Annotated in this window: 10 protein-coding genes; all 10 read left to right on the forward strand. The window is 68.4% G+C overall.

Going from position 1 to position 20,044, the window contains the following annotated elements:
• The first annotated feature begins 365 nt into the window (after positions 1 to 365).
• The 10 genes from QP415_RS06295 (at position 366) to QP415_RS06340 (ending at position 19,963) form a co-directional block, all read left to right on the forward strand.
• Entirely contained in the window at positions 366 to 1,286 is a 921-nt protein-coding gene (locus QP415_RS06295) for a hypothetical protein (protein ID WP_285099479.1), read from the forward strand.
• Positions 1,287 to 1,434: 148 nt separating this feature from the next.
• Positions 1,435 to 2,106 carry a heme-binding beta-barrel domain-containing protein gene (locus QP415_RS06300; protein ID WP_285099438.1) on the forward strand — a complete coding sequence of 224 codons (672 nt, stop codon included), beginning with the start codon at positions 1,435 to 1,437 and terminating at the stop codon, positions 2,104 to 2,106.
• Positions 2,099 to 3,268 (forward strand): CAF17-like 4Fe-4S cluster assembly/insertion protein YgfZ, encoded by a 1,170-nt coding sequence (ygfZ, locus tag QP415_RS06305; RefSeq protein WP_285099440.1) that lies wholly within the window; start codon positions 2,099 to 2,101, stop codon positions 3,266 to 3,268. Before QP415_RS06300 ends, ygfZ begins: the two co-directional genes overlap by 8 nt.
• Positions 3,268 to 3,771, forward strand: a complete 504-nt coding sequence (gene dtd, locus QP415_RS06310; protein ID WP_285099441.1) for a D-aminoacyl-tRNA deacylase — start codon at positions 3,268 to 3,270, stop codon at positions 3,769 to 3,771. Before ygfZ ends, dtd begins: the two co-directional genes overlap by 1 nt.
• Before the next feature lie 973 nt (positions 3,772 to 4,744).
• On the forward strand, positions 4,745 to 7,213 hold the full coding sequence (locus tag QP415_RS06315) for an ATP-dependent Clp protease ATP-binding subunit (RefSeq protein WP_285099442.1): 2,469 nt from the start codon (positions 4,745 to 4,747) through the stop codon (positions 7,211 to 7,213).
• Between the two features lie 185 nt (positions 7,214 to 7,398).
• Positions 7,399 to 13,521 carry an Ig-like domain-containing protein gene (locus QP415_RS06320; RefSeq protein WP_285099443.1) on the forward strand — a complete coding sequence of 2,041 codons (6,123 nt, stop codon included), beginning with the start codon at positions 7,399 to 7,401 and terminating at the stop codon, positions 13,519 to 13,521.
• Positions 13,522 to 13,552: 31 nt separating this feature from the next.
• A complete protein-coding gene (locus QP415_RS06325) occupies positions 13,553 to 14,518 on the forward strand; it encodes an AAA family ATPase (RefSeq protein WP_016460919.1) in 966 nt (321 codons plus the stop codon).
• Positions 14,519 to 14,538: 20 nt separating this feature from the next.
• A complete protein-coding gene (locus tag QP415_RS06330) occupies positions 14,539 to 15,765 on the forward strand; it encodes a DUF58 domain-containing protein (RefSeq protein WP_285099480.1) in 1,227 nt (408 codons plus the stop codon).
• Positions 15,762 to 18,434, forward strand: coding sequence for a transglutaminase-like domain-containing protein (locus QP415_RS06335; protein WP_285099446.1), 2,673 nt, complete (start codon positions 15,762 to 15,764; stop codon positions 18,432 to 18,434). Before QP415_RS06330 ends, QP415_RS06335 begins: the two co-directional genes overlap by 4 nt.
• Positions 18,431 to 19,963, forward strand: coding sequence for a serine/threonine-protein kinase (locus QP415_RS06340; protein WP_285099448.1), 1,533 nt, complete (start codon positions 18,431 to 18,433; stop codon positions 19,961 to 19,963). Before QP415_RS06335 ends, QP415_RS06340 begins: the two co-directional genes overlap by 4 nt.
• The last annotated feature ends 81 nt before the right edge of the window (positions 19,964 to 20,044 follow it).

Below are 20,044 nucleotides of genomic sequence, written 5' to 3' on the forward strand. Positions count from 1 at the left end.
GTGCTGCGACGCAGCACCGGCCCCCACTTGTTTCACGCGCCACCATTGGCACGCACATACGACAAAGCACGCCGAACCGAATGCGCCTGTCGGCGCGAAGGCCGCTCGTAGCGGCAGAGTTTGGAGCCCGGGGCATACCGGTCCGGCGTGCCCCTAAACTTTACGGCCGCACCCGCGGGGCCGCATCCCGTGGCGGCGTGCATCAACCCACACAGGGCATCCGCCACAGCGCGCATCCCGTCGCCGTCGCCGAGGCCGTGGCTGGCCCATGCGGTGCCGTGCCCCCGCCCCGCACGCGCGAGAGCCGACCCGCGCGGGCGGCCCCTGCCTCGTCGGGCGCGCACATGTGGGACCATGGGAGCGTGATGACTTCGACCCCGCCCACGCGATCCCGAACCCGCCCGAACCGCGGGCGTCGCCGCGAGACCCTGGCGACCCGGCACGTGCCCAACGGAATCGGTACCCTCACCGTCACCCTGCTGGCCGTGGCGACCATCGTCGCCTGGTGGCTGCCCGGATCGCGTTGGAGCGTCGGTCCCGTCGCCGCCATCGCTTCGTTCCTGCTGGCCCTCGGCTGGCCGACGCTCGCGCGCCTGCACATGCCGTGGCTCGCGCAGGCGGTCCTCGCCCTGGGTGGGGCGCTGACCCCGATGGCCGTCGCCTACTGGAAGAACCTCGACATCGCCGTACCCCTGACGGGCATCACCCTGGTCGCCCTGGTCGCCGCCACGATCCTGGACGCGCCCGCGCCCCGCGACCACTCCGTGGGCCACACGAGCGAGCACTGGGGCTCCACCTCGCTGACTGCCGCCCTCGCCTCGTCGGTGACCGGCCTCCTCATCGTCACCTCCGGGTCCATGTGGGTCTCCCTCACCGTCCACGAGCGCTGGTCCGTCATCGTCCCCATGGCCGCCCTCATCGCGATTATCGCGGCGGCGTCGGCGCGCTCGGGACGCAGCGCGAAGGCGGGCGTCGTCTACGCGATGCTCACCGGCATCGTCGCTGGCCTCGTCGCCGCGTCAATCGCGTGGATCCTCGGACAGACGTCGGACCTGCTGCCCGTCGTCTTCCCCTTCATCGCCAAGCGTTTCGGCGAATTCGTCGCTTTCCTGACCCTCGGCGGCGTCACCGGCTTCGGCGTCGGCTTCGCCGTCTCCGTCGTCGACGCGCTGCTGGGCGAGCGCGCCGCCTCCGCGCAGCTCGCCAACGTTTTGGGCCGAGGCGCCGCGAAGTTCCTCGTCGCAGCCCTGCCCGTCTACGCGATGATCCGCATCGGCGGAATCTGAGCAGCTGCATCCGATGACCCGCGGCGTCCGCGGTCGCACCCGGGTCAGGTTCTCGCGCGGTCAGGCCCCGGCCTCGTCCGTGTTCGCTCCAAGCTGGGTGCGGCCCGGCTCGCGCGCCCACGCCCACCCGAGGCGTTAGGCTGGAGCCATGATGGTGATACCTGCTGACCTGCCCGCACTCGTCGCTCCCGTCGCGTGGATGCTCGGAACCTGGGAGGGCTGGGGCATGCACGCACAGCCCGCCGCCCCCGGCCAGGACGCTTCCGCCGAGGCCCCCGCGGATTCGCCCGTCATCGAGGAGATCCGCGGCGACGTCGTCGGCGCGCAGATGCGCCTGGTCACGCGCGTGTACGCGGGCGAAGCCTCGGCTCCGATCGACCCCACGTGGGACGCCGCGCAGGGCTTGGCCGCCATCCAGAAGGGCGACCTGATCAGCGAAGAGACCCTGTACGTGTCCGTCGCCCCCTCCGACGCGCCGCTGCCGCCTCCCGGTCAGTACAACCCGCGCGAGTTCACGGCGACCTCCGCCTCCACCGAGGGCCACAGCGCCGTGTGGGACGGCGTGAGCGTCGGCCCGCGCGTGCAGATGGTCTCCGACGCGATCGCGCTCGGCGCGGACGCCACCCGCGTCACGCACCTGGGCCGCATGTTCGGCCTGGTCGCGGGCGAGCTCATGTGGACGCAGGAGCGCACGCTCGACGGCGAGGATGAGGCCGACGTCGAGATCTCCGGTCGCCTGCACCGCACCGAGCAGGCCTCGACCGAGTCCGGCGAGGTCATCGAAGGCATCGACGACTCCCAGGACGGCTTCCTTGTCTGAGCCTGCGCTAGATTCAGAGTTCGTCGACGAGGCCGTGGCCTCCTTCGGCGCGACCCCGCACTTCGGGGACCCGTCGGGGGAGCAGTGGGCCCTCGAGGGTGGTCGCGCGCTGGTGCGTCGCCCGGACCTGGCGGTCATCTCTGTGTCGGGGACCGATCGGCTCACCTGGCTGACGTCGCTCGCCTCCCAGATCGTCACCGACCTCGTCCCCGGCGTGAGCCGCGAGCTGCTGATCCTCTCGCCCGAGGGACGCGTCGAGCACTGGGCGGGCGCGAGCGACGACGGGGAGACGCTGCACCTGATCGTGGAGCGCGCTGATCTTTCGGGGTTTGTGGCGTTCCTTGATTCGATGCGTTTCGCGCTGCGCGTCGCTGTTTCTGAGAGCGACGTCGTCGTGTTCTCCTCGGTCCGCGCGGGCGCGAACATGCCCGACGCCGTGGCCGACCTGCCCGGACTCCTGTGGACCTGGGAGGACCCGTGGCCCGGCGTCGTGGAGGGCGGGGCCGCCTATTTCCAGGGCGAGCGCCACCCGGGCGCGCGCACGCCCATGATGTTTCACGCTGTTTCACGCGAGGCCGCGGACGAGTTCGAGGCCGCGTGGCTGGCTGCTTCGCCGGAGGCTGGCTCTCGTCGCCGCGGCGGATACCTGGCGTGGGAGGCCATGCGCATCGCCGCGTGGAAGCCGCGCCTTGGCCGCGAGACCGACGCCCGCGCGATCCCGCCCGAGGTGGACTGGCTGCGCACCGCCGTCCACACGTCGAAGGGCTGCTACCGCGGCCAGGAAACCATCGCGCGCGTCCTCAACCTCGGCCGCCCCCCGCGCCGCCTGACGTACCTGCAGCTGGACGGCTCGCGCGGCGACCTGCCCGCGCCCGGCACGCCCATCGAGGTGGGAGGCCGCCAGGTTGGCGTCATCACCTCCTCGGCGCGTCACGCGGACGAGGGCCCGATCGCCCTCGCGCTGATCGCCCGCGCCGTGCCTGTGACGACGGTCTTCGACATCGACGGCGTCGCCGCCGCCCAGGAGGAAATCGTGCCCGTCCACGGCAAGTCCTCCGTGTCCCCGGAAACCCGCCCGGGCGCCGACCTCTCCCGCGAGGCCGGCCAGCGCGGCGGTTCCACGGGCTTCGGTGGCCTCGGCTCGGCCCTGGGGTCGCGCTGATGCGCGCCGTCATCCAGCGCGCCACCTCCGGCGAGGTGCGTGTCGGCGGCGAGGTCGTCGGCCGCCTTGCTCTTTCTGGTGGTTCTGCCGGTTCTGCTGGCTCTGCTGGCTCTGCTGGTGACGAGGCGGGGGAGGGTGCCGGCGGAGCGCGCCAGGGCCTCGTCGTCCTCCTGGGCGTCCAGCGTGGTGACGGCCTTGAGCAGGTTGCCACGGTCGCCCGCAAGATCGCCGAGCTGCGCATCCTTGACGACGAACGTTCCGCCCTCGACGCGGGTGCTCCGATCCTTGTGATCTCGCAGTTCACCCTGTACGGGGACACGCGCAAGGGGCGCCGACCCTCGTGGGCGCATGCCGCGCCCGGGGATGAGGCTGAGCCCCTCGTCGACGCGGTCGTTGCGGATCTGCGCGGCCGGGGCCTGCACGTCGAGACTGGCCAGTTCGGGGCGATGATGGAGGTCTCGCTGGTCAACGACGGCCCGTTCACGGTCCTCGTCGAGGCGTAGTTCCCCCACAATGTCGCACGTAATTTCCCTATCAACTTTTCATGTTTTGAAATGCTGTCGTTGCAATTGCAACGTTTGTGGGGCCTGTTGAAAACTGACCGAGGGAAATTACGTGCGACTTTTGGGTGAGGCTCCCAGAGGTACCTGCCGATAGTTCGTGCCCCGGCCTCGGCCTCGTCAGTGCCTCGTCAGTGCTGGCGCGCCTGCCGCGCCTCAAGCTAAGGGGCGTGCGCGGATCCGCACTCACACTTATTCCCGATGAGGTGTTACACCTGATCGGTAAGGTTCAACCCCTTCTGATCGGGTTGAATCTTCCCGATAGGGTTGAATCCTTTCGACAGCTCCGCGTTTGTGCTTGTTGCGATGGGGCCGTGCACCCGATCAGTAGGCATTACACCCGTTCTGATCGGGTGTAGCGCCGCGTAACGGGTGCAGTGCCCCTCAACGGGTGTAGTGCCCCTCAACGGGTGTAGTGCTCCCTAACTGGTGCATTGCTGCGCGCAGTCGCATGCAGCGTTTCTTGTGGGGCTAGTCGTTTCTTGTGGGGCTAGCTGCTTGGATTGTGGGTGTGGCCCCATCGCGTAGTTTCCCCACAACGTCGCACGTAATTTCCCTATCAACTTTTCATGTCTTGAAGTGCTGTCGTTGCAATTGCAACGTTTGTGGGGTCTGTCAAAAACTGACCGAGGGAAATTACGTGCGACTTTTGGGTGAAGCTCCCAGAGATACCTGCCGATAGTTCGTGCCCTGGCCTCGGCCTCGCGCCCGGATGCGTGCCCCGGCCCAGCGCCGCACCGTGATCCCCTCCGTTCCCCGGCCCGGCGCCGCTCTGTGGCCCGCCCCGGCCTCGGCCCTGCGCCGAGGGCGAAAGCGCGCGCACGTCGCCCGCGCTTTTCGTAGTCTGTAACCAGTCAACTGGGACGGGTGTACGCCGAGCTCGGCGAAGTGCCCGTCCTGCACAATGAGGAGAGGCATGTTCGAACGCTTTACCGACCGCGCTCGCCGGGTCGTCGTGCTCGCGCAGGACGAGGCTCGCGGTCTCAAGCACAACTACATCGGCACGGAGCACCTGCTGCTCGGCCTGATCTCCGAGGGTGAGGGCGTCGCCGCCAAGGCCCTGGAGACGATGGGCATCAAGGGCGAGGCCGTTCGCGCCTCGGTCATTGAGATCATCGGCGAGGGCGAGAAGCCGGTCGAGGGCCACATTCCCTTCACCCCGCGCGCCAAGCGCGTCTTCGAGCTGAGCCTGCGTGAGGCCCTGCAGCTGGGCCACAACTACATCGGCACGGAGCACCTGCTGCTCGGCCTCCTCAAGGAGGGCGAGGGTGTGGCCGCCCAGGTGCTGACCAAGCAGGGCGCGGACCTGGCGCAGGTGCGCCAGACTGTCATCCAGATGCTCAGCGGCTACCAGCGCGGCGACGACGAGGGCCGCGAGTCCGTGGGTGCGGGCGTGGGCGGATCGGGTGGTCCGGAGCGCTCCAACTCCGCGATCCTCGAGCAGTTCGGCCGCAACCTGACGCAGGCCGCGCGCGAGAACAAGCTGGACCCCGTCATCGGCCGCCGCGTCGAGATGGAGCGCGTCATGCAGGTCCTGTCGCGCCGCACGAAGAACAACCCGGTCCTGATCGGTGAGCCCGGCGTCGGTAAGACGGCGGTCGTCGAGGGCCTGGCCCAGGCGATCGTGCACGGCGACGTGCCCGAGACCATCAAGGACAAGCAGATTTACAGCCTCGACATGGGTTCGCTGGTCGCTGGCTCGCGCTACCGCGGCGACTTCGAGGAGCGCCTGAAGAAGGTCCTCAAGGAGATCCGCACGCGCGGCGACATCATCCTGTTCATCGACGAGATCCACACCCTCGTGGGTGCGGGCGCCGCCGAGGGCTCGATCGACGCCGCTCAGATGCTCAAGCCCATGCTGGCGCGCGGCGAGCTCCAGACGATCGGCGCCACCACGAACGACGAGTACCGCAAGTACATCGAGAAGGATGCGGCCCTCGAGCGCCGCTTCCAGCCGGTGAAGGTCGAGGAACCCAGCGTCGACGAGACGGTGGAGATCCTCAAGGGCCTGCGCGACCGCTACGAGGCGCACCACCGTGTCATCATCACGGATGCCGCGATTCAGGCGGCCGCCGAGTTGGCGGACCGCTACATCTCGGATCGTTTCCTCCCCGATAAGGCCATCGACCTGGTCGACGAGGCCGGTGCGCGCCTGCGCATCCGCCGCATGACCGCGCCGCCCGAGCTGCGCGAGCTGGACGAGAAGATCGCCGAGGTGCGCCGCAACAAGGAGGCGGCCATCGACGATCAGGACTTCGAGAAGGCCGCGTCGCTGCGCGACGAGGAGTCGAAGCTGGCCGAGGAGCGCAAGGCGAAGGAAGAGGCGTGGAAGGGCGGCGAGTCCGACGAGATCGCCGAGGTCGGGGATCAGGAGATCGCCGAGGTCCTGGCCATGTCGACCGGTATCCCGGTCGTGCGCCTCACTCAGACGGAGACCGCGAAGCTGCTCAAGATGGAAGACGAGCTGCATAAGCGCGTCATCGGCCAGGACGAGGCCGTCAAGGCTCTCGCCCAGTCGATCCGTCGTACGCGCTCGGGTCTGAAGGATCCGAACCGTCCCGGTGGCTCGTTCATCTTCGCCGGCCCGACCGGTGTGGGTAAGACCGAGCTGGCGAAGGCCCTCGCCGAGTTCCTCTTCGGCGACGAGGATGCTCTCATTCAGCTGGATATGTCCGAGTTCTCCGAGAAGCACACGGCCTCGCGCCTCTTCGGTGCTCCTCCCGGCTACGTCGGCTACGACGAGGGCGGCCAGCTCACGGAGAAGGTGCGCCGCAAGCCGTTCTCGGTCGTCCTCTTCGACGAGGTCGAGAAGGCTCACCCGGACATCTTCAACTCGCTGCTCCAGATTCTGGAGGAGGGCCGCCTGACGGACTCTCAGGGTCGCAAGGTGGACTTCAAGAACACCGTCATCATCATGACGACGAACCTGGGTACTCGCGACATCAACAAGGGTGTCCTCACGGGCTTCCAGACCGCGGACAACTCGACGCACGACTACGGTCGCATGAAGTCGAAGGTCGCGGAGGAGCTCAAGCAGCACTTCCGTCCCGAGTTCCTCAACCGTGTTGATGACACGATCGTGTTCCCGCCGCTGACCAAGCCGGAGATTGCGCGCATCGTCGACCTGATGATCGCGAAGCTGGCTAAGCGCATGGAGGCTCAGGATATGCGCCTGCAGCTGACGGATGAGGCTCGCGAGCTGCTCGCGGACGTGGGCTTCGATCCGGTTCTCGGTGCGCGTCCGCTGCGTCGTGCGATCCAGCGTGAGATCGAGGACGCGCTGTCTGAGCGCATCCTGTTCGGAGAACTGCAATCCGGTCAGGTTGTTACCGTTGGCGTCTCTGGGGAAGGTAAGGACCGTAAGTTCACCTTCAATGGAGAGTGATTTACTCGCCAATTGTTCGCGGCTGACAAACCGGACACTTGAGAGGGCGGCCCGTCGTACTGCGACGGGCCGCCCTCTAGTTGTCAAGTAAGTGCTCATCTGATAGATTCTCGTTAACTATTAGCGTGCGGTGTAGTCGTGCCACACTATTGAGTGGAGACTGCTCAGCAATCGGGAGAGGGTCAATGAGCGCGCAATTGCGACGAAAAGTAACCAGTACAAGGCGACGCCTACCGGCGTTTGTCCTGGTGCTGGTCGTTGCTGCGCTGTGCATCGCAGGCGTTATCTACAAGGGTGCTGAAGTCACGCAGGTCAACGTCAACGACGGTGGCATCTGGGTGACGAACAAGTCCAAGCAGATGGTCGGCCACCTCGACTACGAGGCCCGCATCCTCGACGGCGCCCTGCGCACTGAGGCCACCAACTTCGACGTCGGCCAGGCTGGCGAGACCGTCACCGTCTCCGACCTCACCTCGCTGACCGTCGCTCCCGTCAATGTCACCCAGGTGTCCCTCGGCTCCCCGACGGCTCTGCCCTCCGGCTCGAGCGCCATGCAGGGCGGCGACGTCCTCGGCGTCCTCAACCCCACCGACGGTACCCTGTGGACCACCTCGGCCACCGCGCCCAGCCCCGCGAACCTTTCCGAAGGCGCGGCCCTGTCCTCGAACATGGGCACGAGCGCGTTCGTGACCGGACTCGACGGCTCCGTGTACTCCCTGGCCGCCTCGGGCACGCTGACGACCGTCAAGCGCCAGGGGACCGTCGACCAGGCCGCGACCAGCCGGATCGAAGGCATCCCAGAGGACGCCCAGCTGAGCATCACTGTCGTCGGCGACCAGGTCGTCGCCCTCGACTCGCAATCCAACACCCTCTTCCTCCCGGGCGGCAAGAAGCTCGACCTGGGCGCCGCCGGAGTCGAGGAGGGCGGCATCCTGCAGCTGGCCGGACCGAAGGCGGATTCCGTCCTCCTCGCCACGCCCTCGGCCCTCGTGTCGATTCCGCTGGCGGGTGGCACCCCGACGATCACGCGCGCCACCGAGAGCGGCGCCAGCGGCAATCCCGCGGCCCCCGTTCGCCACGAAGGCTGCGCGTACGGCGCGTGGAGCGTGTCGGGCGCCTACATGCGTGCGTGCGACGACCCCTCCGCGAACAAGCAGATGGTCGTCGATACGCTCACGACCGCTCGCGACATCGTCTTCCGCACGAACCGCAAGGCCATCGTCCTCAACGACGTCGCGCAGGGCAGCGTGTGGCTGCCCGACTCGAACATGGTCCTCATGGACAACTGGGACGAGGTCGAGAACCAGCTCGAGGAAACCGAGGAAGAGCAGGATAGCCCCGAGCTCACGAACGAGGTCGCCGATCCTCAGCAGCGCGAGCAGAACACCCCGCCCGAGGCCGTGGATGACGAGTTCGGCATCCGCCCGGGACGCTCGACCGTCCTGCCCGTCCTCGACAACGACTCCGACCTCGACGGAGACGTGCTGACCGCGGCCCCGACGAGCGCGCCCGAGTGGGGGACCATTTCCATCGCGCGCGGCGGTCGTGCCCTGCAGATCTCCGGCGTCGATGCAAACCAGACCGGCTCGACGTCCTTCTCCTACGAGGCCTCCGACGGGCAGGCCTCGGCGTCCGCCCGCGTGCAGGTGACGATTCACCCCTACAGCCAGAACGCGGCGCCGAACCAGCTGCGCGCATCGACCGTGAAGATCGGCGCGAATGCGCAGATTCAGTACCAGGCGCTGAGCGACTGGCGAGACCCCGATGGCGACCCGATCTACCTCAAGAATGCGGAGGCGCCCGAGGGCCTGAGTGTGTCCTTCAGCGAGGATGGTTCCCTGACGATCACCGATGAGGGCAGCGCGCCCGGCCCGAAGTCCATCGTCCTGACGGTCGCGGACGACCAGGGGGCCGAGACGCGTGGCGAGCTCATCGCGACGGTTCAGGAGGCCGGAAACCTGCCTCCGTCGGCGAACGGCGACCTGTTCCAGGCGCACCCGGGTGAGACGGTCACCCTCGACCCGCTCAAGAACGACACTGATCCCAACGGCGACCCGCTGAGCCTCGCCGCTGTCTCGGGTGCACCCGCGGGCGCGACCATCTCGCCGGACCTGGACCGCGGCACGATCGACTTCCGCGCCACCGCGCCAGGCTCCTACTCCTTTGCCTACACGGTGTCTGACGGCATCGCGACGACGCTGGGCATTATCCGCGTCGAGGTCGTCGAGGCCACCGCTCTGCCGCCGGTTGCCGAGAACGACACGGCGGTCCTCCCGCTGGGCGGATCCGTGCTGGTCGCGCCCCTCAACAACGACTACGACCCGTCGGGCGGCCTGCTGTCTATCACCTCGGTCGACGCCTCGAACGTTCCCGGCCTCGAGGTGGCTCTCATCGACCGCCACCTGCTGCGCGTGACCGCGCCATCGGGCCTGACCCAGACCGCGAGCTTCTCGTACACGGTCTCGAACGGCCAGGGCGAGGCCACCGCGGACGTCATGGTGATTCCCGGCGCGGCTGACCGCTCCGACCTGCCGCCCGTCCTCAAGCCCGACCGCGCCAAGGTGCGCGTCGGCGACGTGGGTACCGTGTCGGTCCTGTCGAACGACCGCTCCCCGGCGGGCCTGAACCTGCAGGTCGAGTCGACGCTCGCCTACGACCCGACGAACGCGCTGGGAACCCCCTTCGTGACCGGTAACCAGGTGCGTCTCGAGGCCGGTGCCAACCCCGGCATCATGGACGTCACCTACTCGGTCATCGACTCCGCGGGCAACCGCGCGTCGAGCACGGTCACCTTCGAGGTCGTCGGCGCGTCCGACCAGAACCAGCCTCCGCGCCCCCGCGACATCAGCGCGTGGGCGGCCGCGGGGCAGACGACGCGCATCCCCGTGACCCTCGATGGCATCGACCCGGACGGCGACTCCGTGAGCCTGACGGGCCTCGACTCCTCGCCGCAGCAGGGCAGCGCCACCGCGCAGTCGACGTGGATCGACTACACGCCGAACCAGAACGCTTCGGGCACGGATTCCTTCACCTACACGGTTACCGACCGTCAGGGCGCACGGGCCTCCGCTCGCGTGCGCGTCGCGATCTCCGCGGCTCCCTCGCTCAACCAGAACCCGGTGGCCGTGCCCGACACGGTGCTCACGCGCCCGGACCGCATGGTGACCGTCAACGTCCTCTCGAATGACGTTGACCCCGACGGCGACCCCCTCACGCTGGAGGAAGACGGCCTCGAGACGGCGACGCCCGAGCTCGATCCGCAGGTCCGCTCCTCCTCGACCCTGCAGGTCCACACGCCTTCGCAGGTCGGCACCTACCTGGTGTCCTACACGGTCAGCGACGGTCGCGGCGGCTCCGCGCGTGGCACCGTGACGGTGTACGTGCAGGACGACGCGCCCCTCAAGGCGCCGATCGCCCGCGATGACTACGTGTCCTACGAGGACCTGCCCACCGATGGTTCCGCCGTGCGCGTGAAGGTCCTCGAAAACGACGAGGACCCCGACGGCAGCATCGATGAGCTGACCGTGACGAGCGCCGAATCCGGCGTTACGGTTGACGGAACCGACCTGCTGATCCCGGTCACCGACACCCTGCGCCTGGTCGTCTACACGATCACGGACCGCGATGGCCTGACGAACTCCGCCGTCGTGACCGTGCCCGGACGCGACTCCACCGCGCCCTTCCTGAACGCCGCGGCCCTGCCCATCGAGATGGACGCGGGAACATCGCGCACGATCAACCTGTCGGATTACGTCGTGACCCGCTCGGGCCGCAGCCCCCGCCTCGTCGATGGGACCTCCCCGGTGCCCCAGACCGGCCTGGACTCCGTGGTGGCGGACTCCTCGACGCAGCTGACGCTGACGGCGACCGCGACCTTCGGCGGTAACTCCGCCTTCCTCATCCAGGTCGCGGACGGCGGCGCCGACGACGCTGGCGCGCTGAGCGCGTCGCTGTCGCTGCCCGTGCGCATCAAGGCGACCACGAACCAGCCGCCCACCTTCGCCCCGACCGCGATCCGCGTCGAGGCCGGGGGTGCTGCCGTCACGCAGAACCTCGCGCTCGCCGTGCGCGACCCCGAGGGGACGGACGCCTCAACCTTCACCTACGCGATGGGCTCCGCGCCCAGCGCCGTGTCGGCCTCGCTGTCCGGCACCGTCCTGACGGTCTCCGCCCCCGAGGGCGCGACCCCCGGATCCGCCGGCTCCATCCCCGTCAGCGTCACCGACGAGCAGGGCAACACCGTCAACGCTTCGATCCCCGTCGAGATCGTGTCGACGACGAAGCCGCGCATCCAGGTGCCCCCGTACACCGTGAACGCGAAGGTCGGGGATACGGTGATCGTTGACGTTGCCTCGCGCGCCACCAACCCCTTCCCCGACACGCCGATTTCCCTCGTCGGAACCGCGGTGTCCCTGGGTAACGCGGACATCGCCTCCTCCGGCACGTCGGTCATGGTCACGCCCCGCGCCACGGGCACGATCTCGGTGGGCTTCCAGGTCAACGACAAGCTGGGTGACCCCTCGCGCGTCGTGCAGGGCACCATCACGGTGACCGTCACCGACAAGCCCGGCGCGCCCACGAACGTGGTCGCCGAGGCCGTGGGTGCCACCGGCGCGAAGGTGACCTTCGACGCCCCCGCGTCGAACGGCTCGCCCATCACCGGCTACCGTCTCTACGACTCCAACGGCGCGAAGATCGCCGACTGCCCGAACACCGTGTGCGAAGTGAACGGCCTGCGAACGGGACAGAGCTACCGCTTCTCGGTGAGTGCGGTGAACGAGCAGGGCGAATCCGCTCGCACCGCATCCAACGAGATCACGCCCACCGGCGTCCCGGATCGCCCGGGCGGACCGAGTGTTACCCCCGGCGATGGCGAACTGACGATGACATGGGACGCCCCCAACAACAACGGGTCCCCCATCACGGGCTACACCGTGTATGCGACCGCTGCTTCCGGTTCGCGCACCTGCACGACGAACGGGGAGCGCACGTGCACGATCAGCGGCCTCGTGAATGACCAGAACTATACCGTCACGGTCGTCGCGACGAACGCGAACGGTAACTCCCAGGCCTCCCCGGGCGTGAGTGGCACCCCGAAGGCGACGCGACGCGGCCCCGATCAGCCGGTCATCACGAGCGGCTCCGCGGTCCAGCAGCGCGACGGAAACGGCGCTCTGGCGACCATCACCTGGTCCCTGGGTAGCTCCGGCACCGCTCGATGGGGTCAGACGATTGTGTCGGTCAACGGCATCACCAAGACCGTCTCGGGCGGAACCACCAGCACCCAGATGACGGTTCCCTACGGCGTGGCCCTCACCGTGTACGTGACCGTCAGTAACACGAACGGTGACACGGCGACCTCTCCTGGCTACGTCATTCCGGCGGTCGTCCACGAGGATCCCACTCCTCCCAAGACGACGCCGCTGGCCCCCGACGCGCCGCGCCTGGGTCCGCCCTCGGATAACGCCCTCGGCAAGCTTCGCGTCGCCGACGCCCGCCTGAAGGAAGGCAACGGCTACAAGGCCGCCGACCTCGAGCTCTTCTACGCGGACAGCGCGGCGGGGTGTACGGCACCCGGCAACCCCCTTCGTCTCAACAACGGCGATCGCGGCGACTTTAATATCGGTCCGCTCACCCCGGGTGCGACGATGACCTTCTACTTCTGCCAGCGCGGCAAGAAGGACGACGGGTCGTACGTCTGGAGTCCGGTGACGGCGGCTACCGGTACGGTCGGTAACGGCCAGCGCGACGGTGGTGGCGGTGACGATGACGAACAGATCCCGCCCTTCGAGGTTCACGCGACCGCCGGTGCAGACTCGGCGAGCGCAAGCTGGACCATCCCCAGCGGGGTGACGATCACCGAGACCAAGGTGTGGATCGAGGGCATGGAAGCGTCGACCGGGCAGACCATCAGGGGTCCGCTCACCCAGTGGTGGGCTGATGACCTGCAGCCCGTCCACGAGTACACGATCATCGTCCAGCTCACCGGCAGCGGCGGCCAGCACCGAGAGGTGAGGACCACCGTGAGGACCGGGGAACTGACCGATAATATTGCTGTGACTTTAGACGGGAAGATGAGCTGTCCGAACGGAGAGGAGTGCGGCTCGATGACGCTGCGCGCCGTCAACGCCCAGAAGTTCCAGTCCGGCCTCACCCTCGTGTGCAGCGTCAAGACGGGACGTCCCGCGTCGATCACCGAGTTCCGCTTCTCGCGGGATACCCCCCAAATTACGGGTATCCTGACCGAGGTCACGATGGCAAAAGAGTTCCTCGCGAAGCCTCCCGTCACCTCCTGTCACGTCGAATAGACCACTCCGCCACACAACAAAAGGTAGAAACATGACCCTATCCATTGAGGATGCAACCAGGTTCGCCCAGGTCTTCAAGGGCCTCGTCGACGGCGTGTCCGTGGCGGTTCTGGACAAGCGCCAGGCCGTGCGACTCGCTCTGACGACGATGTTTGCGGGCGGCCACCTCCTGCTCGAGGACGCCCCCGGTACCGGCAAGACCGCCCTGGCTCGCGCGATCAGCGCCGTCATCGACGGTACGCACTCGCGTATCCAGTTCACCCCCGACCTGCTGCCCTCCGACATCACCGGCGTGAACATGTTCAACCAGAAGACGGGCGAGTGGGTCTTCCACGCCGGCCCCGTCTTCGCGGAGATCGTCCTCGCCGACGAGATCAACCGTGCGTCGCCCAAGACGCAGTCCGCCCTCCTCGAGGTCATGGAAGAAGCCCAGGTGACGGTCGACGGCGTGCGCCGCCCCGCCCCCCAGCCCTTCATGGTCATCGCGACCCAGAACCCCGTCGAGCAGGCCGGCACCTACCCGCTGCCCGAGGCCCAGCTCGACCGCTTCCTCATGAAGACCTCGATCGGCTACCCCTCGCGTAGCGCCATGATCGACGTCCTCGACGGCTCGGCCTCCCCGGACCGCTCGAAGAACCTGCGTCCCCTCGTGACCGGTCAGGACATCGTCGCCTGGGCCGCCCTGGCCTCGGCGAACCACACGGACCGCGCAGTCCTCGACTACGTGGCCGCGCTGGCGGAAGCCACCCGCGAGGACGAGTCCTCGCTGCTGGGCGTGTCGACCCGTGGCGCCATCGGCATGGTGCGCTGCGCCCGCGTGTGGGCCGCCGCGCAGGGCCGTAACTTCGTCCTGCCCGACGACATCAAGGCCCTCGCCGTGCCCGTGTGGGCACACCGCGTCATCGTCGACCCCGACGCCGCATTCTCCGGCGCGACCGCCGAAGGCGTCATTCAGCGTGCCCTGACCTCCGTGCCCGCCCCCGCGGTCGGCGCGTAAGGAACCGACCGGACACGATGATGCAAGGGAAGCGCACGGACACCCCCACGATGGTCTCGCCCCGCAGGGCGAAGGCCGGTCCTTCGCAACCCCTGAAAGCCCTCGCCTCGGCGGTCACGCCGATCGGCTGGGCGGTCATCATCTTCATCATTGCGGGCCTGGCAATCGCGGTCACGCTCGAATGGGTCGAGGCCCTCGCCTGCGCGCTCGCGGGCGCCGTCGCGCTGTTGATCGCGGCTCTGCGCGTCGCCTGGCGGCCCCCGCACCTCGTGTCGATCCGCGTGCCAAACGAGCGCATCGTCGCCGGTCAGACGGCCGTCGGCGAGATCTCGGTGCGTAACGAGCGCTCTCGGTCCGTGCGTTCGGGCATCATCGAACTGCCGATTGGCTCGGGCACCGGCGAATTCGTCGTGCCCCCGCTGGGCGCCCACGAGACCTGGGACGAGATGTTCCTGATCTCCTCGCGTCACCGCGGCCTCATCAGCATCGGCCCCGCCCGCGCTGTGCGTTCGGACGCGCTGGGCCTGCTGCGCCGCGTGCGCATGTGGGACGAGCCGGTCGTCCTGCACGTGCACCCTCGCACCGTGCGCGTGCCCTTCGACGCGACCGGCTTCCAGCTGGACGTCGAGGGTGTGTCCACCGGTAAGCTCTCGAGCTCCGACGTGTCTTTCCACGCCCTGCGCGATTACGAGCCGGGCGACGACCGGCGCGCCGTGCACTGGCAGTCGACCGCGCGCATGGGCAAGCTCATCGTGCGCCAGTACGAGGAGACGCACCGCTCCCACCACGTCATCGTCCTGGACACGTCGCGCGACGCGTGGGACTACGAGTCCTTCGAGACCGCGGTGTCGGTCGCGGGCTCGCTGGGCCTGGCGAACCTGCGCGAGTCACGTCCCGTCTCGCTGACGACGACGGAGACCTGGCTGCCGTCCGGGCACGCCATGCGGATGCTGGACGCGCTGTCCGAGGTGTCGGCGCGCTCCTTCGGGGATTTCCCCCTGCGCGTGCGCGAGGCCGTGGCCCAGCGCCCCGGCGTCTCCGCGCTGACGCTCATCGTCGGCCCGCAGGTGAGCGATAGCGACGCGGCGCACCTGGCCCGCCTGGCGCCCATCGACGTGCCCGTCTCCATCATCCGTATCGGTGCCGAGAACGAGCGCGCCCGCCGCGACCTCGGCCGAGGTGTCCTGCTGGATTGCTCCACGCTGGATGATCTGCCGCGCATCATCGTTGCCGGAGGCCTGGCATGAGCAGCAACGTCAACACCAAGCCGCGCGCTCAGCGCATCGAGTCGCAGGCCCAGCCCGAGGCAAACGAGACGCACGTTCGTGCGGTGGGAGAGATCCCTGATGCGACAGAGAGGCGCGACCGTGGCGCGGGCGAGCAGTCATCGGATGCCCCCAAGCCCAAGACGACGCGTAACCGCCTGCTGACGATCACGCAGCGTTTCGCGACCTACCGCACGCGCCTGCCGATCTGGTCGCTCCTGATCCTCGGTTTCCTGTTCGTCGGCCCCGTCGCCGCCTTCGAGCCCGTCTTCGGCGGGGGAGTAGGCGCAATCGCCGCGGGCGCGGGCGTCATCTGCGGCCTCGCACTGTCCGCCGCCTCGACGCGCTGGCGCTGGGACGGCGTCACGAGCGTGCTCAGCGTCGTGGTCACCTACTTCCTGCTCGGAAGCGCGGCCGCGTTGCGCTCCGAGGCCCTCTTCGGTGTCCTGCCGACCGGCAAGACGCTGCAGGTCATGGTCCTGGGCTCCTTCCGCGCGTGGAAGGACCTCCTGACGCTGACCGCCCCCGTGTCGGTCTACTCCGGCCCCGCCCTCGTGCCGTGGATGAGCGGCCTGGTCCTGGCATTCCTCGCCGGTATCATCACCGCGCGCTTTGGCCGTGCGGTCCTGGGCTCCATCCCCCTCGTCCTGATGGGCGTCATCTCCGTTTTCTTCGGACTGTCGCACCACACGCTGCCCCTGTGGGCGGTGCTGACCTGGTGGGCGCTCCTGGCAGCCTGGTGGGCGGCAACCGCGCAATATCAGCGCATCACGCTGGGACAGGACGTCCTCGTGGGTCGCTCGAGCGCACCCGGCGCGGACAACACCCTCGGGCGCCAGTCCCGCTCGACCGTCTACGTGTGGACCCGAGTCATGGGTGCGCTTGCGGTGCTCGCGGTGTCCGTGGGTATCGCGCTGCCCGCAGCGTCCTACTTGGGGTCCTCGGGGACGCGCATCGTCGGCCGTGACCTCGTCCAGCCGCCCCTGGACATTCAGGCCTATCCCTCGCCGATGGCCTCGTTCCGCCACTACACGACGGACCTGAAGGACCAGACCCTCCTGACCGTGTCCGATCTGCCCGAGAACCAGCGCGTGCGCATCGCCGCCATGGACGTCTACGACGGCACGACCTTCGGTATGACGAACAAGCGCGACGACGAGCACACCGGCTACATTCCGGTCGAGACGACGATCCCAGGGCGCCCCGAGGGCACCTCCATCGCGACGGTGGAGACCACCGGCATGTCCGGTCCGTGGGTGCCCGTCCTGGGTGAGCCCTCGCAGATCACCTTCTCGGGCGCGTCCGCGACCGCCCAGAAGGAGGGTCTGTTCGTCGACACGTGGTCGAATGCCGCGCTGACGACTGGCCCCGCGGGGACGATGAGCTACTCCGTGACGACCACCTTCACGGCTCCCGTGCGCGACGAGGACGTGGCAACCCTGGCGGTCGCGCCCTTCACGATGGCGGATACCAACGTTCCCGAGGCCGTCGCGACGAAGGCAGCCGAAATCACGCAGAACGCGTCCACCGCGCTGGCGGCCGCGCGCGCGATTGAGCACTACCTGTCGACGAACGGCTTCTATCTCAACGAGAACACGCAGTTCTCGCGCCCCGGCGTGCGCGCAGACCGCCTCGAGCGCATGCTCTCCGACGACAACAACCTCATCGGTGACGACCAGCAGTACACCGCGCTGATGGCGCTGATGCTGCACCAGCTGGGCATTAACGCGCGCGTGGTCATGGGTGCCTACCCGGAGGGCGGCTCCCAGGGAGGTGCTGCGACGCTGCGTGGTTCCGACATTCGCGCGTGGGTCGAGGTCGAGTTCGCGGGTGGTCACTGGGTCGTCTTCGATCCGACGCCGCCGCGTGACCACACGCCGCAGACGCAGGTTCCCAAGCCTCGGTCCGTGCCGCGCCCGCAGGTCCTGCAGCCGCCGGAGCCCCCGGAGGCTCCCGCCGAGCTGCCGCCGACGACGCGCGACCAGAACGCTGATCCGATGGCTCCTCCGGCCGACCCGTTCCCGTGGGGTGTCGTCGCCGGCATCGCGGGTGGCTTCCTGCTCGTGTTGCTCCCGCCGCTGCTCGTCCTGCTCTACAAGGCGGGCCGCCGGAGGCGTCGCCGCCGCGCTGCGGCCGCCCAGGCGCTCGTTGGCTCGTGGGATGAGGTCGTCGACCTCGCCGCGGACTCGGGCCTGCGTATCGACGTGGGACGCACCAGGCAGGAGACCGCATGGTCGCTGGCCTCGCAGTGGGACCTCGGCGAGGATCCGGGCGACCCCTTCACCCTGGTGACGGGCGAGGTGCGCCACGGTGACGACGGGTCGACGGACTCCGTGGAAATCGACGAGGCCGAGGCCGGCAAGGGCCGCTACGTGATCGACGGCTGGAGCCGCTTCGGTGACGACGTGCCTGCCCCCGTCGTGATCGCGCGCTACGCGGACGTCGCGAACTTCGCATCCAACGGCGCCTCCCGTGACCGCGCGCGCGACGCGTGGGAGCAGGTGGGTGCCCTGCGCGCCCAGGTGAGCAAGCGCGCCGGATTCTTCGCGCGTATTCGCCGCGCGCTGTCACTGCGCAGCCTGCGCATGCGCCGTAAGCTGCGCCTGAGCGCGTCCATCGCGCGCACGATGAACGAGGAGGAGGATCGTTGACGCCCCCGGTTGCGGGCCTGAAGGGCCCTGATATTCCCGGCTTCCGATGGGTGCGCCCACTGGGTCAGGGCGGCTTCGCCGACGTCTTCCTCTACCGTCAAGAGCTGCCGAGCCGTGACGTGGCCATCAAGGTCGTGCGCACGCTGGGCGATGAGCGCGGCACGAAGGAACTACACCGCGAGGCCGACGCGATGACGCTGCTCGCCGGGCACCCCTCGGTCGTGGAGCTGCACGGCGTGGGGACGACGAGCGACGGTCGCGCGTACCTGATCATGGAGTATTGCCCGGTGGCGGACCTGCTCACGCAGGTGCGTGCGCGCCCGATGCCGCTCGATAAGGCCCTCGAGACCATGATCAAGATCAGTGGCGGCGTGGAGATGTTCCACCGCCAGGGCTACGTGCATCGTGACATTAAGCCGTCGAACATCATGCTGGACTCCTACGGGAAGCCGGTGCTTGCGGACTTCGGCGTGGCCTCGAAGGTGGGACAGCTGGAGGTTGGCGCCTTCGACGGCTTCTCGGTGCTGTGGGCGCCCCCGGAGCAGCAGGACGTGAATTCCCCGGCCTCGCCCCTGCAGGACGTGTGGGCGCTGGCTGCGACGACGTGGACCTTCGTGACGGGGCGCAGCCCCTTCGAGGATCCGATCGGCGACAACTCGGCGGCGTCGATCGCGAACCGCGTGCAGCGCGGACGCATGCGTGGCCTCGGGCGTGCGGATGCTCCGGCGGAGCTGGAGCGCGTGCTGCGTGCCGCGATGACGATCGACCCGGCCGAGCGCACGCCTTCGGCGATGGAATTCGGCCAGGGCCTGCAACGCGTCCAGAAGGAACTGGGTCTGCCGCGCACCGAGATGGAGATCAAGGAGAAGCGTTCCAAGGCATCGGCTACCGCCGCGGGCGACCAGAAGACGCGCCTGCGCGGCGCTCCCGTCATCGATCCGGATAAGACGCGCCTGCGTTCGAACTCGTACTCCTTCGAGGGTGGGGCCGGCTCGGGTGGCGTCGAGGCGGTTGCGGACTCGTGGAAGATCGAACGATCTGCGGATGCGGACGAGGTGTCGGCCCGTCGCGTCGTCGAGGATCCCTCGGCGGCCAAAAAGGGGATGTCCCCGGTCGCTGGCGTGCTCCTCGCGCTGCTGGCTGCGGTGATCGCGGCCGGCCTCATCGTGGGAATGTTGCGCGGCCAGGGTTCTTTTACGCGCATTTCTCCCGCACCCGAGACGACGAGCGCTTCCTCGGCTCCCGGTGACGCGCTGGGCGCGGCTCCCCCGCAGGTGTCGGGCTTGGTCGGGCAGTACTCCGACGGAATGGTGACCTGGACGTGGACCGCCCCCGACGGCCCCGCACCGCAGGACATCCTGTACGCCTACGAGGGTTCGGGAGCTGCCGGCACGTCGCGCGGTCGCGTGGAGTCGACGAGCGTGACGGTCGATGGTGCGAGCGGGCAGAATTGCATCGAGATCACGACCGTGTCGCGCTCGTCCGGTCGCATGTCCGACCCGGTGCAGGCCTGCGTGGAGGCCCCGTGACGCACAACGATCAATCGGTTTGCTTTTTTCGTCCGCTCTCTGCTCTTGTCGGACGAGACCCTGGTCACGCCGGGTGTAAAA

This window comes from Pauljensenia sp. UMB3104 (genome assembly GCF_030217285.1).
Lineage (GTDB): Bacteria > Actinomycetota > Actinomycetes > Actinomycetales > Actinomycetaceae > Pauljensenia.